This is a genomic window from Psychrosphaera aquimarina (genome assembly GCF_032461525.1).
Taxonomy (GTDB): domain Bacteria; phylum Pseudomonadota; class Gammaproteobacteria; order Enterobacterales; family Alteromonadaceae; genus Psychrosphaera; species Psychrosphaera aquimarina.
This window is the reverse complement of record NZ_JAWCUA010000007.1, coordinates 675,742-690,587: the sequence shown is the minus strand read 5'-3', so window position 1 is coordinate 690,587 and position 14,846 is coordinate 675,742. Positions and strand designations below refer to the sequence as shown.

Here is a 14,846-nt window from a genome sequence, read left to right as displayed (position 1 = left end):
TTTCTTCTCACACAATAATAGATTTTATTTCAAAGAATTCTTCTATAGCCGAAGGACCTAATTCACGCCCGTTGCCCGACTCTTTGTAACCACCAAATGGAGCCGCGTTATGCCAAAAAGCGCCATTGATATAGACTTGCCCAGCATCTATTTTTCTAGCCAGTTTTTTACTTTGTTCCGTATCATCACTCCACACTCTGGCACTTAATCCATATGGTGTGTCATTACATAATTGAATAGCTTCATCTATTGTTTTGTATTTAAACAGAACCAATACGGGACCAAATATTTCTTGTTGAGCTAATTGTGCGTCATGCGGCAAATTAGTAATCACAGTCGGTTGATAATAGTAACCAGTTTGGTCGATGCGGTTGCCGCCGTATATGATTTCAGCACCTTCATTTTTGGCACGTTCCACTGCAGACGAAATATTATCAAGCTGGTTTTGGTTGATCACTGGCCCCATAAACGTATCTTTTGTATCTGGATCACCAACACTAAGTGATGAGGCTGACTGCTTAGCAAGTTGTTTAGCCTGTTCGAATTGAGACTCGTGAATGAACATTCTGGTTAATGCCACGCATGTCTGGCCACTGTTTGCCATGACATCTTCAATGCCTAGATTGATAGCGCTTTCAAGTTGTGTCGTTGGACAAATCAAGTAAGGCGATTTGCCTCCTAACTCCAATAGGACTCGTTTAACAGACCCAGCAGCAACCGATTGAATATGTTTCCCGACAGCAGTGCTTCCGATAAACGATATGCATTTAACTAAAGGATGGGTGGTTAATACCGGCCCAACATCGCGCCCTGAACCAATAACTAAATTGAATACCCCTTTAGGTAAATTAGCCGCTTCAATAGCTTGTGTCAGAAGTAATGCCGAAGTTGGTGTAAATTCAGAAGGTTTTACCACCATAGTGCAACCCGCAGCCAAAGCTGGGGCAACTTTTGCGATTAACTGATGCAAAGGGTAATTCCACGGCGTAATAATACTGCATACCCCTATGGCTTCTTTATAAATGGTGAGGTTTTCGTCTATAACTTGTTCATGTTGTATATCTTTAGTCCATTGCACATGTTGCTCAAATGCATCAATCGGATCGTCAACTTGCACTTCTGTGGTGAACTCACGAGGACAACCAAGTTCATTAACAATGGAATCAATCAGTGGCGTTCTTCGTTTTTTTAATTCAATGACAATATTGTTAATAAATTCAGCTCGTTCATTCGACGAATATTGTTGCCAAGTTGGTATTGCATCGTGAGCAGACTGGATAGCTGTTTCCGCTAATTCATGGCTAGCTAACATCAGAGTAATGTTATCAAGTCCCGTTGCTGGATTTTTTAAATATAGCGCAGCAGGCTTAGATTCTTGTACCCAAGCACCATTGATGAAATGAGAATTAATTGTTTTACACATGATCGGTCGTCGACTTTAATATATTGCTTGAACGGACAGTAAGCAGAATGCTCACTATGATGGAAATGGCACCTAACCATAAAACTTCTCGTACAGGGAAGTAGTTAATCGTTAAAGCTGCAACTGGAGGGCCGATGACTAAGCCTACTTTAAAGGCAGAAACACATAACACTATTAGTTTACCCGCACTGTCTATATCACTAAATAATGCCATCATGATTGGCACGACAAAGCTCCACATAATCTGATAAACAATGGTTGAAACGGCATAGATCCAAAAGGCGGTTTCAGGGGTCATGAAATATAAAACAGCAAGACAAGGTATCTGAATGAGTGCGGTTAAATATAAACCGGAATTACGCCCATAACGATCTACATACATACCTGATATAATTGATCCTATGGCACTAATTGCAAAGCCTAGCCCTAAGATTAAGCCAATTTGGGTATTGGTTAATTGTGCATCGACACCAATGCGCTCTAAATAAGCCCAAACCGTGCCTTGTGCAAAATAATAAGCAACGACCCCTAAAAATACATAGACCGCAGCTTTTAAGTTTCCATCAATTTGGAAAGCGCCAACGGTTGACGTTTTACTGTTCTTTGGGCAAGTAATCAAAATTAATATTAGTGCGGGGATTAAAAATAAATTAAAAAACTCAAAAATGCTATCTAGCCCATCAACTGAAATTAAGTTAGGTAATATCCAAAAACCGATAGTGCCAAATACAACTTGCGTGGTAACTACGGCACCAAAGGCTTGATCTGGTTTTTTAAAGTCGCCAAATGCAGCAAGAGAAATAGCATAACTGGCACCACAGGCAACGCCTGCAACAAAACGGATCATCATTAAATGTGAGAAGTCTGTAATGTGAGTTGAGGCAATATTACAGGCAATGAAAATGAGTAGTCCTAACGATGTCACCACGCGCCAATTTACTCGCCGACCCCATAAAAAAGCAGTCGCACTTGCAATTAAAATTCCTGCTACATCTGCAGATGTCAGCCAACCTACTTGTTGTGTAGTAAAGTGCCCTGAGTCTGAATAAGCGCCAACCATTAATGGCATTAATGTCGTAACGGCTGCCCCCATCATAGCAACAAGCAATAACCCTAAGGTTTCAAACACTTTTAGCATTGAATAATTGGTAAAATTGGTCAGGATTTTTTGCAAAATGTTCTCTTTATTATTGTTATTATTGGACGATAAATATACTCAATTTCAGTTTGCCTACTGGAAACTGATAATTACAGTTAAAACCTATAGGTTAATGCTATAGGTATTAAAATTTAGTGTGCAATTTTAATTTCTCAAAATTGCACACTTGTAAAAGCGAATTATTGATAAATTAAGTACGGCTTTCTCTTGGCCAAGTAATTTTGTAGACCAGCTTGCCATTGTTGTTTTATCTGTTCAGCCGTTTGTCCAGCTAAGATACTGGTTCTTATCTTGTCTGTTCCTGCTAATTTATCCATAAATTCTGGACGTTCGAAAAACTCAACGCCAGCTTTGTCAAACAGTTGATACCAATTCATAAAAATGGATAACTCTAAACCTCGAACATTTGAAGAGGTAAAGGTTTCACCTGTGGCTAATTTCTCTTCCAGCTTAGGATATGGGGCGGAATGTGGATTAGCTTTCGGTGTAAATTTAAAGTTACCTTGGTTGATTTTGTCATGCCCCACCACTTGGAAAGGTAGATCGGTACCTCGGCCAATACTTATTGGTGTTGCTTCAAAAAAACATAAAGAAGGATATAAGTTAATAGACAGGTCATTAGGTAAATTGGGGCTTGGTGGTACAGGTAATGAATAAGGTGTCTCTCTACTGTAGTTAGCTACAGGGATGACGGTTAAGTCTAATCGAGACATTAAATCTTTAGTTTGTTGTTCAGCCGATTCTAACCCTATGGTCAACCATTTCTCACCAAGAATCATCTGAGCTAACTCGCCTACGGTTAAGCCATGTAAAATCGGAATAGGGTGCATACCAACAAACGAACGAAACTCATCTTCAAGAATAGGCCCGTCGATATACATGATATTGGGGTTTGGTCTATCTAAAACGATAAATTTTACATTAGATTCCGCTGCAGCCTGCATTACATAATGCATTGAACTGATATAAGTATAAAAACGAGTGCCGACATCTTGAATATCAAAGATCATGACATCCAATGAGTTCATGACATCAGCAGTAGGTTTTTTATTTTTACCGTATATAGAAATTATATCTATGCCAGTTTTAGGATCTTTAGAGGATGAAACTTTTTCACCTGCACCATGATCTCCTCTGAAGCCATGTTCAGGTGCGAAAATATATTTAATGTTCACGCCATGACTCAATAACAGATCGACGATATGCTGCTGGTTCACTTGAGACGTTTGATTTACCACTAGGCCAACCGCCTTGCCCTCAAGTAAAGGCAGGTATTTATCTACTTGTGCCGCACCAACCAGTACATCTTGGTTACCCGTGTTGTTATCACTTTTTTCCGTAATAGAACAAGACAATACCATTGGTAAAATAGCGATTAATATTAATGTTTTCATCCACATAACTGGCCCCTATATATTGATAAAGTTGTATAGTTAACTAAGGTTTTATGCCTTTGCCAGTTTCACACTTTCTAATGTTTTTCTTAAAAAGCCACCGTTATCTAATAACTTTTGCTGAATATCTTGAACATTTTCGTTGGTCAAAATATGCAATATGGCAAGTTTTGCATTGTAATGGGTTTGCTCTAACGCGACTTGAGCGGTATGTGCATCACAGTGTGTTGCCTGCATGACGATTCTGATCGCGCGGACATAGAGTTTTTTATTACTGGCGTTAACATCCACCATCAAATTTTCATAAATTTTACCGGTACGTATCATACTGGCGGTACTCAACATGTTTAATATTAACTTTTGAGCGGTACCAGACTTCATTCTTGTCGAACCTGTTAATACTTCAGGGCCAACCACAGCACATATATTGATGTCACAATAGGTAGCTAATTGGCTACTAGGGTTACAGCTGATGGAAATGGTTTTTGTACCTAAACTTTTAGCGTAGTCAATTGCGCCTATCACATAAGGCGTTCGGCCACTTGCAGCAACGCCAACTAAGATGTCATTTTCACAATAATCGATGTTGATTAAATCGTTCTTACCCAGCTCTGCTGAATCTTCAGCTCCTTCAACGGCTTTATAGATAGCTTGACTACCACCGGCAATAATACCGATAACCTGTTCACTAGATACGCTAAATGTAGGAGGGCACTCAACTGCATCAAGAACACCAAGTCGTCCACTGGTTCCAGCGCCAATATAAATCAGTCGGCCGCCTTTATTGAATGACTTTACGATCTCATCCACTGCTTTGCCTATTTGAGGTATGCAAGATTTTATCGCAACAGGCACAATAGCGTCTGCTTGATTGATTTTAATTAATAATTGCTCAGTATTTACTAAATCCAGATCAAACGTATCTGGATTACGCGTCTCTGATACCATAATATCCAATTGGGCAAGTAAGGTATCTCTTTCAGTGCTGTCGTATTTTTGGCTTTTGCTTTTCTTAGTCTTGTGTTTATCTTTATTGCCAAACTGTTTTTTGGCTAACAAACAAGCGCCATCTAATGAACTGCCACAGGACAATTTACAAAATGACTTAATTTCCTCTTTAAGTAATGGCAAAGTCACTTCAGCCAAACCACCCATGATCACCACATCAACTCCGCTATTTAAACGTGTTTGTTGGATCAGTTGCTCTGCATCTGAAACGTGTTGTTCCACTAGTCCTTTTGCAACAGGGCATTCATTGCGTAATTCAAATACGTCGATGCTCAATGAGGCATAATCTTTTGCTTGAGCTTTGGCTAACCAATTTGCAATTTGTTGTTTTCCATTACCTAAAATAGAAGCGACACGATGTGCCATTTTCGATTGAGCAGCTTGGTGCCAGTTGATTTCTGACAACAGAGCTTGTACGGCATTAAAACCTAATTTTGCACCACTGGCTTCATCACCAATAGGGAAACCCCAACCACCTACATAATGCTCTTCACTATTTTCATCTAATCGAGCGCCTACTGAACCTGTTCCTAATGCGATTACCGCAACAGGTTCACCCTTATTAGCACCAAACAAAGAAGTTTTGGCATCATTAACGACTTCTAACGAAGCAAATGCAAAAGGCAACTCTTCAATAAGTTGTTCTGCTTGACTGGCAACACCACCGCCGGCAACACCAATAAGAACGTGAGTATCTAAAGATGATGCTTTTACCTTAAGTAATAGTTTTTCAATTAGTTCTTTTAATATAATTTGAGCATTTGCAAAGTCGTTACTTAATGAAGAAGAGCCCGTTTGAATAGTATGGCTTTCTCCAGTTGAAAGATTTTCGATCCGACCAATGGTTTTGGTGCCGCCACCATCAATACCAATTATGTATTTATCTTCCATTAGATTTCCTTAGCGTCTGAGGTTTTGTCGATATGAGTAACCTTGTTTGGTTTTCCCAGCAGACAAGTTAAAAATGATAAAGCAGTACCAATACATAGTTGCCACGTGAAGCCTAGGTTGATCTGCCAATCAGCAGGAAACAGAGCTTGTGCAATGTATGGTTGGAATATTAGAGGTGTTAAAAAGCCTACGATTAGGGCTAATAATACAGAGCGAGGGTTACCTCGTTTAGTAAATAAAGTTGCGCCATAAACCCCAAGCAATCCACTGTATGAGAACACCATGACACTCAATGCGAAGGCTAATAATGGCATTTCAGAATACTGTTGCCAGAAATAACAAAGAATGGCCATAGCTGATAGTACGATTGCCACTACAAGCATACTTATCTGTCCTGCAAACACAAAATGTCGGTCATTTTTGACTGAACGTTTTTGTTTCCAAGGGCGATATAAATCTTGCACAACAACTGAAGACATTGAATTTAAACCAGAATTTAGTGTTGAAATTGCAGCTGCAATTACACCAATCGTCACGAGACCTTTGATACCGGCAGGCAGTTCGTTTAATACGTAATACATAAACACAGTGACTTTTTCGCCAGAAAATGTAGGTGTGTCGGCGATAGAGTTGCTTAGATTCATTAAGTCTGGACGTTGGTAGAAAACATAAAGTAGTAAACCAATAACAATAAATAACAACATCACTGGAATAACTAAAAACACAGACATTAAAATAGAACGGCTACCTTCTTTAGCATCTTTACAGGTTAATACTCTTTGCGTCATATCTTGGTCTAAACCAAATGCAGCTATATTAAGTAATACAAAGCCCACTAACGTTGAAGCAACGGTAAATACACCTGTTGAAGTAAAGTCTAAACGCCAATCTACAATTTTTAGTTTGGATGCTTGCCCATTACCAGGGTTTTGGAGGACATCAACGATTTGGCCAAAATCAGCAGGTATGCTTTGTAATAGAAAATAGATAACAAATAATCCAGCACTAACATAAACGGCACACTGGATCACATCACTGTAAATAACGGTTTTGATACCACCAACAACAGAGTAGCCTAAACCGACAGCGGCCAATACCAACACAGAAATGACAACAGAATTAGGCTCTATATTACCAAATAGGATCATAGCAACGGCGATGGCAGCCATATAAAGTCTAGCGCCACTAGCAAAGATACGACCAAACAGATATAAAATCCCCGCTTGTTTTTTAGCATCAGAGCCAAATCGCTTCTCTAATAATTCATAAACAGTAGAAACATTATTTTTGTAAAATTGCGGAATTAACCATACCGATACAATATAAGCAGCAATAAGAGCACCTACATTGGTGAACAAGTAGGTCAGGTCGTTTCTATACCCTTGGTCAGGCCCACCTAAAAAAGTAGCGGCCGATTGAGAAGTTGCCAAAACAGATATGGCAACTAGCCATACGGGCATTTTATTTCCACCAAGAAAATAATCATTGGTATTGTCAACGGCCTTGCGATTGAAGTACAAGCCTGTAGCTACTAATAGTAATATGTACCCAAAAAATACTAGCCAGTCGTATATGTGAAATTGTCCAGTCATAATGTTTTGTAATTCATGATTCCGTGATTTGATAATTGTAGAATATATAATTCCTGTTAAGATGTAAAAACTTTAAGCAATTTATTTTAATTATCCCCCTATATAGGTGCTAAAAATGACAAAAATTCAGTCGCTTTCCCTCATTTTATCTGGCTTTGCCATATTATTGGTGACAGGGTGTCAAACTTCTATTAAATCACCAGAAGATGAACTTCGACTGGCTTTAGCACAGAAACTAATGATTGATGCTAGATATTATTGCCCAACTAACTCTAAAGGTGAGCGTTGTGTTAAGCCATTAACTCAATTAACACCTGATTTAGCGGATATGGTGGCAAACACCAATTTAGGCGGAATAATTCTATTTGCTGAGAATTTAGACTCACCAGAACAAATCACTCGGTTAAATAATGATCTGCAAAATGCAGCGCAAAACAGTAGCAGGCAAATTCCATTATTTATATCAGTGGATCAAGAAGGGGGAAGGGTTGTTCGTTTACCGCGTCAATATGCTACCTCATTTAGTGGCAATATGGCGATTGGGGCAACTTTTGCCAAACACCAAGATAAGTTTGCACAGCAAGTTGGGCAAGTCATTGGGGCAGAACTATCGGCAGTTGGTTTTAATGTTAATCATGCACCGACAGTAGATGTTAATGTAAATGCACAAAACCCAGTGATAAATGTTCGCTCTTTTGGTGAAAACGTTGATCTTGTGTCTGAGTTAGGTGCGAGCATGACCGATGCGATGCAAAAACAAAATGTCATCGCTACGTTAAAACACTTTCCTGGCCACGGCGATACCAATGTAGATAGTCACACCGGTTTGCCTGTGGTGAAACATGACATTGAGCGGATAACTCAAGTTGAATTGGCACCATTCCAATATGCCATTGATAAAGGCATTGCTAAAATGATCATGACGGCACATATTCAATACCCCAGTTTAGATAATACTCAGTTTGTTAGTAAAGCTGGTGAAAGCATGACGTTACCTGCCACAATGTCTCGTAAGATATTGACCAACTTATTACGAAATAAAATGCAATTTGATGGTGTTGTGATCACGGATGCTTTAGACATGAAAGGTATCAGTGATTATTTCACAGAAGATGAAGCCGTGATTAACACTTTTGCAGCGGGGGCGGATATTGCTCTTATGCCGTTTAAGGTTCGCACACCACATGATTTAAATAAAGCAGACTTATTGTTGGACAAGTTGGTCGCTGCAACAAAAGCGGGCAGATTGGATAGACAAGAAATTCTAGATTCCGCTCAGCGCATCATGAAGTTGAAGCAGACGTATAATTTAAGCAGTGCGTACCAAGGGACGTTAGACCAAAAGTTAACTGAAGTGAAAAACGTGTTAGCGAATAAAAAGCACAAAAAAATAGAAGCTGAATTGGCAATAGAGTCGGTGACACTAATTAAAGGCAAAGGTAAAATTAAGCCCGGCGCAAACGCTATACATATTGTAATGCCAGATCAAAATAAGTGTAAAGCGATGTTGAATGCTTTTGCTCAAGATCATCAATACTTTATAACTTGTAGTAACTTTACTACCGGTAATGCTGTCCATACTAAGCAATCGATTAACTCAGCTGATGTGTTAATTTTTGGCAGTATTTATCCTAATCAAAGCGCAGTTGAAATGGGCGGGATGGAAGATTTAAGTAAGATGAAAAACAAGTTGAATCGACAAAGTTGGCCTAAATCAACCCAAATGAAAGACATGAAAGCACTGTTTTCTAGTGCCAAAGAAGCCGGTAAACAAACTATTTTCATTAGTTTAAGAGCCCCGTATGAAGTGACTCAATTCTATAATGAGAGTACCGACATAATAGCAACTTATTCTTATAACCAAAGTGTTGGACAAGACCAGGTTATTAGTGGTTTGGCGTTTGAAGCACTGGCACAGATTTTAACGGGTAAACGAGAAGCTCATGGTCAGTTACCTGTAACGGTGGTAAAGCCTTAACCCATTATAATTAACAGACGTTAGATAACTTATATAATTGACCAGAGTTAATCGTATAGGTTATCTATCGTTCTAACCGATATGTAATGATTGTTGTCGTGATTTCTATCCCTCTATATTCAATAATAAAAAAAGGGAAAGATATGAAAACACTAGCACTTGCTTTATCTACATTAGTACTGATTTCTTGCGGTTCCAGTAGCCCTGAGGAAGATACTGAATCTAGCATAACCACACCAGATAATGTCCAACAAAACAACGAGATCGTGTATCAAGATGTCACAACGCCAACCAATAAATTAGGCGCGTGGATCTTCTACATAGATGAAACTACGTTAGTTCATAATAATCATCAGGATATGGCTAATTATTTAGCGAGTGTTGGGATTAAACGCGTGTTTATTAAAATAAGCGATATTAATTACAACTGGGGATCCAACAAAATTGCATTTAACGAAGATAGTGTTGATTGCGGCGAGTGGCAAGATGCTTGTGAGCCAGACAACCTAGCGCATTATAAACAAAATGGAATTGAAGTATGGGCATGGACGTATAATGATATTGGCTTATATGAAGATCAAGCTGATATGTTAGAAGCGGCAGTTCGAGTTGGGTATCAAGGATATGTGTTAGACATCGAAACTGAATTTGATGGTAATTCTACCGAGTTAAATAATTTGTTAGTCGCACACTCTAATCGTTTAGCGTCATTAACAGAAATACTTCCGGAAGATTTTACCTTTGCTGCAACTACTTGGGGGAACCCTAAAGATCATAGTATGGATATCGGATTGATAGATGATTATGTTGATGTGCATATGCCACAAACTTACATAGAAAAGTGGGGCGGATCTTATCTCACGGATATAGCTGCAGGGATCAGAAAAGGCGATTGTGAATATAGAGATTTAGGCGCCGAAAAACCTATTTGGCACATTGTTTCTCACGAAGACAAAATCCTGTCAGGTGATGATTTGGACACGTTTATTAAATATGCAGGACCAAATACATCGATTTGGCGTATAGCAACATCTTCTCTTATGACAGAAATCGAGGCAGTTGATGATGCAACAACCACATTTAAAAGTCAGGACTGTACACTGAATAATTTTGACTTATAAATTTCACAATGAATAGAATAGGCAGTTAGTTTGTGTTTACTAACCGCTCATTTATAATAAAATAGTGAGAAAAATTAATGACTAACCAATTAAGAGTGTTGTTTGCGATTGCCTGTATTGGGTTTATCTTGGTTGCTGCTAATATCGATGCAAAGACAAGTGCCAATGTACGATATGGAAAATATCTTCAACCACTGTTGGACAAAGCAGAGATTTCGCCGAGTGACATAACTCCAATTATTGCAACCCTACAGAACAAAGAGATACTAAAAGTAGAAGCGATAGGTCACTCTTTTCAAGGGCGAAAAATACATAAAATTTCAATTGGAAGCGGTAAGACACACGTATTAATTTGGTCACAAATGCACGGCGATGAGCCAACAGCAACCGCGTCTATTTTTGATGTTTTGAACTATATAACGGCGGATGAAAATAAAACATGGCGTGACAATTGGTCGTCTAAATTAACTCTACATTTTGTTCCAATGTTAAACCCTGATGGTGCAGAACAAGCGTCTCGTTTTAATGCTCAGGGCATTGATATCAATCGTGATGCTTCACAATTACAAACCCCTGAAGGCCAGTTGTTACACAAACTCGTTAGTACGATAAAACCCAGTTTTGGTTTTAACCTGCACGATCAAAGTAGAAATTACGCGGCGGGTGATTCAGATAAAACAGCGACTATTTCGGTTTTAGCCCCTTCGTTTAATTATGCAAAAGAAGTTAATGATGTGCGTTTACGAGCAATGCAAGTTATCGCAGAAACAGTTTCAGCGATAAAACCTAGATTAACCGGGCACATTGGGCGTTATGATGATAGTTATTCTCACCGTGCATTTGGCGACACGCTGACTCGTTTAGGGGTGAGTACAGTCTTAATTGAATCTGGTGGTTTCCCTTCAGATGATAATCGGCAAATTGCCAGAAAAGCGACCTACTTAATGTTAATTGCTGGTATTGACTCGGTTCACAACAAGACTTATTTAAAATTTAATCAAAAAGATTATGACAAAATTCCCATGAACGTTGAGGGAAAAATAAAAGATTTATTGGTTAACAATATCACTATTAATGTAGGTGAGAAGCCAAGTTATACCACCAACTTTATTATTGATTTAGCGGTTTATGGCTCTGGTAAAGCTAAGATAATCGAAATTGGAGATGCATCGGTTTACAGCAGTTATCATCAATTGGATGCGAGTAATTACCAGTATATTAAAGGCGAGGCATACGATTTAGATAAAGAAGGGCCTTTAACGTTATCTGACTCAGTTTATTTTAGAATACTCAAACAAGGAATAACTCACTTTATAGGTGATGCGACAAAATTAATAAATTCCTCTTCATTTCCAGTCGTGCTAAACCCAACTAATACAGCAACTGAAATACCTAGCTTAAGGCAAACTGCAACCTTCTTATTGTCAGATGGTCGTGGTATTAAATTTGCGGTATTAAACGGACAAGTATTGGACTTGCGCACCGGGCAGCTACTGAATCCAATTGGAACATAATGGTGTAATTTTAATTGAAGCGATAATTTTCAATGTTATAAAAAAAGCCGCAGATTTGCGGCTTTGTTTTATGTTTTAACCTATTTCAAGACAGACCTAAGTTAGATTAGGCCAGAACACTTTTACTATGAAGCTAGCCAATTGGGAATTTGATCTAAATTGATTAAATCATCTAGGTTTTGTCGCTTACGTATTACTGCAAAAGCATCATTTTTTACCATTACTTCGGCAATAAGTGGACGAGTATTATATGTACCTGACATTACCGCTCCGTAAGCACCACAGTCTTGGATCACCACCAGATCACCTGACTCTAACTCAGGAAGCTCTCGAGCTACAGCAAAGGTATCACCACTTTCACAAACCGGGCCTACAATGTCGTATTTCTTGTTCGGTTTGGTTGATTCTAAAACTGGACTAATACGATGATAAGCATCATATAAACTAGGGCGGGCAAAATCGTTCATGGCTGCATCAACAATTAAAAAGTTTCTATCTGTGCCCAATTTGTCATAAATTACTTCACTTACTAAACACCCTGTATCGGCAGTTAAACTGCGTCCCGGTTCTACTATGTATTGGCAGTTAAACTCGCTAAGCTCATCTTCGATGATCTGACGGTATTCGGCCATGTCTGGTAGCGAATCGTTTTCTGGGTCGTAACAAATACCTAACCCGCCGCCTAAATCTAATACCTTTATGTCGATGCCAAGTGCGTTAAGTTGTTTATAAAGATCAGCGACACGTTTGAATGCGGCTTTAAAAGGGGTGACATCTGTGATCTGAGAACCAATATGAACATGGATACCTTGAACCGTGATCGCAGGCAGGTTATCAGCTAGTACAAAAGTATCTAGTGCTTGTTCATATCCGATGCCAAATTTATTCTCTGCTGTACCTGTGGTTATTTTTGCATGGGTATCGACAGCAACATCTGGGTTGATTCGGATAGCTATGTTTGCTGACTTATTACATTTAATCGCCACCTTATTGATGTTGTGTAACTCGGCTACAGACTCAACGTTAAATTGTAAAATACCTTGTTCAAGTGCATATTCAATCTCATGCGCCTTTTTGCCAACGCCAGAAAATACAACTTTATGTGGAGGTACTCCAGCATGTAGAGCACGTTTTAATTCACCTAAGCTTACGACATCGGCTCCTGAGCCTAAAGCCGCTAAAGTACGTAAAACCGCTTGATTAGAGTTTGCTTTGACAGCAAAACATATCAAGTGATTTAAATCTGATAAACGTGACTGCAATGATAAAAAATTATTTTCAATCATAGTCGCCGAATAAACATAAAAAGGTGTTGGTATTGATTTAGATATAGTGCTTATAGCAACACCTTCAATATGAAGTTGGCTTGATTTGTATTTAAATTCGGACATAACGATAACTTATTGATTGAATTTTAGGGTGGATTTGGACAGGTACTTTTGCATATTTCATTAGGTTTTAGCTCCCCCGAATGGGGGCTTATTGAATAATTACTCCTAATTACATGGCCATAACAATTAAGTTATCTAGATAAAATAAGGTTGAAAGTAGACGTTCGAATATTAAGTACTTTCATTCATCTCTTCGGCTTGACTAATATTTTGAAAATTAAGGTAAAAAAAAGAACTTGCCCAATCACAAGTTCTTTTAAATTTAACCAATGTGAATTGCGTTATTTATCAAAAATATGCAACCATAAGTCATTGCCTTGACCATTGTCATTTATGGCATATTCGAATGCGGCTTTTGCGTATTTTTGGCCTTCACCAGACACGTAAGAATTATAACTTCCCCATTTCTGTTGGTTCCATTTTCCAAACGGGTCATTCACTGTGTAGTGTGTTCCGTCATAACTAGTTACCACCATAATATGTCCTGGGTTAGTGAACCAACCATGTACAATCGCGACTTTACCACTTGCTAATGCTTGTTGTAGTTCTGCAAAAGTACCATTGGTTTTGCTATTAGCTCGTTTACTACTACCTGCACGGATTGCCATGGTGTTATAACCATTCGCTAATGAAGGTACCGTTTGTAATACCCCACCTAACTCTTCATACAAATAATCAGGAGATCGCCCCGTTACACTTGGATTAGTGAACCCACTCATATCTGTGATCATAGCTAGCGATGTAACAGAACAAGTACCATAAGGGTCATAATAATTATTTAATTGATTATAATAAGGGACTGCAGCCGCGGAAGGGTTGGCTATTTCAGCTTTAACGCTTAAGTAGAAACTTGATCCCCAGCGATTGGTATAACAAGCGGTTCCCCCGTTTAATCTATTACAGGCATCGACCTCAGTTTGACTGAAGTTACCATAAACATTATTGCTACCATTGTTTACATTTTCAAAGCAATGACCACCGTATGTTGAAGATCGTACGGTTCCTGTTGGACAGTCATTGTCTCCTCTAAGGTTATTAGTAAAGGATTCAGACCAACGTAAAACGTCGATGGTGGTTCCTTGTACATTGTATTGGTAGGTATTTGTACACGCGCTACCGCCGCCTGCAGAAATACAGTCATCTACCATGTCATTAGTAAATGGACCAAAAGCATCAACACCGTTGGCACAAAAGCCAAGGTTTTGATCAAACGAAGTGCCATCCGGGCAAAGTGCCATTACATTTGTGCTCATCAATAAGCATGCAGTTATCAGTAACTTTTTAATATTCATATTATTGTTCTTATTTATGTTTTATTTATTAGTTAGAGTCATAAAATCATAGGTTGATTTATGCTCGATTTAAATTGCCAGCG

The 14,846-nt window shown here is 38.7% G+C and carries 10 protein-coding genes and 1 pseudogene; 3 read left to right on the top strand and 8 right to left on the bottom strand.

All coding sequences use genetic code 11. From position 1 onward, the window contains the following. Nucleotides 1–7: 7 nt before the first annotated feature. From RT723_RS09580 to RT723_RS09555, 6 genes and pseudogenes are all read right to left on the bottom strand, one after another. Nucleotides 8–1,423, bottom strand: coding sequence for an aldehyde dehydrogenase family protein (locus RT723_RS09580; RefSeq protein WP_315946840.1), 1,416 nt, complete (start codon nt 1,421–1,423; stop codon nt 8–10). Further along, nucleotides 1,416–2,597 carry an MFS transporter gene (locus RT723_RS09575; protein WP_315946839.1) on the bottom strand — a complete coding sequence of 394 codons (1,182 nt, stop codon included), beginning with the start codon at nt 2,595–2,597 and terminating at the stop codon, nt 1,416–1,418. Before RT723_RS09575 ends, RT723_RS09580 begins: the two co-directional genes overlap by 8 nt. A 164-nt stretch (nt 2,598–2,761) precedes the next feature. Then, entirely contained in the window at nt 2,762–3,976 is a 1,215-nt protein-coding gene (locus RT723_RS09570) for an exo-beta-N-acetylmuramidase NamZ family protein (RefSeq protein WP_428983654.1), read from the bottom strand. 51 nt (nt 3,977–4,027) lie between these two features. Beyond that, the gene (murQ, locus tag RT723_RS09565; protein ID WP_428983653.1) at nt 4,028–5,035 is read right to left on the bottom strand and encodes an N-acetylmuramic acid 6-phosphate etherase; all 1,008 of its coding nucleotides are present in this window, start codon (nt 5,033–5,035) and stop codon (nt 4,028–4,030) included. 87 nt (nt 5,036–5,122) lie between these two features. Continuing rightward, nucleotides 5,123–5,875: pseudogene (locus RT723_RS09560) on the bottom strand (glucosamine kinase nucleotide-binding domain-containing protein); the annotation flags it as partial. Continuing rightward, nucleotides 5,875–7,467, bottom strand: coding sequence for a sodium:solute symporter (locus RT723_RS09555; RefSeq protein ID WP_315946838.1), 1,593 nt, complete (start codon nt 7,465–7,467; stop codon nt 5,875–5,877). The gene RT723_RS09555 and the pseudogene RT723_RS09560, both read right to left, overlap by 1 nt. A gap of 115 nt (nt 7,468–7,582) precedes the next feature. Between RT723_RS09555 and RT723_RS09550 the strand changes: the two genes are divergently transcribed. From RT723_RS09550 to RT723_RS09540, 3 genes are all read left to right on the top strand, one after another. Then, nucleotides 7,583–9,445, top strand: a complete 1,863-nt coding sequence (locus RT723_RS09550; RefSeq protein ID WP_315946837.1) for a glycoside hydrolase family 3 protein — start codon at nt 7,583–7,585, stop codon at nt 9,443–9,445. 143 nt (nt 9,446–9,588) lie between these two features. Further along, entirely contained in the window at nt 9,589–10,566 is a 978-nt protein-coding gene (locus tag RT723_RS09545; protein WP_315946836.1) for a hypothetical protein, read from the top strand. 77 nt (nt 10,567–10,643) lie between these two features. Beyond that, complete coding sequence (locus RT723_RS09540; RefSeq protein WP_315946835.1) at nt 10,644–12,080, top strand: M14 family zinc carboxypeptidase; 1,437 nt, start codon at nt 10,644–10,646, stop codon at nt 12,078–12,080. A 125-nt stretch (nt 12,081–12,205) separates the two neighbouring features. Here the strand turns inward: RT723_RS09540 and lysA are convergent, their stop codons facing one another. Together lysA and RT723_RS09530 are read right to left on the bottom strand one after the other, a co-directional pair. After that, nucleotides 12,206–13,471 (bottom strand): diaminopimelate decarboxylase, encoded by a 1,266-nt coding sequence (lysA, locus tag RT723_RS09535; RefSeq protein ID WP_315946833.1) that lies wholly within the window; start codon nt 13,469–13,471, stop codon nt 12,206–12,208. Between the two features lie 281 nt (nt 13,472–13,752). Beyond that, nucleotides 13,753–14,763: a C39 family peptidase gene (locus RT723_RS09530; protein ID WP_315946832.1), complete on the bottom strand. Its 1,011-nt coding sequence runs from the start codon at nt 14,761–14,763 to the stop codon at nt 13,753–13,755. Between the last annotated feature and the right edge of the window lie 83 nt (nt 14,764–14,846).

Coding starts and splice junctions, on each gene's coding strand:
- RT723_RS09570 (WP_428983654.1), bottom strand. CDS start 3,976: ATGAAAACATTAATATTAATCGCTATTTTACCAATGGTATTGTCTTGT.
- RT723_RS09545 (WP_315946836.1), top strand. CDS start 9,589: ATGAAAACACTAGCACTTGCTTTATCTACATTAGTACTGATTTCTTGC.
- RT723_RS09580 (WP_315946840.1), bottom strand. CDS start 1,423: ATGTGTAAAACAATTAATTCTCATTTCATCAATGGTGCTTGGGTACAA.
- lysA (WP_315946833.1), bottom strand. CDS start 13,471: ATGTCCGAATTTAAATACAAATCAAGCCAACTTCATATTGAAGGTGTT.
- RT723_RS09530 (WP_315946832.1), bottom strand. CDS start 14,763: ATGAATATTAAAAAGTTACTGATAACTGCATGCTTATTGATGAGCACA.
- RT723_RS09540 (WP_315946835.1), top strand. CDS start 10,644: ATGACTAACCAATTAAGAGTGTTGTTTGCGATTGCCTGTATTGGGTTT.
- RT723_RS09550 (WP_315946837.1), top strand. CDS start 7,583: ATGACAAAAATTCAGTCGCTTTCCCTCATTTTATCTGGCTTTGCCATA.
- RT723_RS09555 (WP_315946838.1), bottom strand. CDS start 7,467: ATGACTGGACAATTTCACATATACGACTGGCTAGTATTTTTTGGGTAC.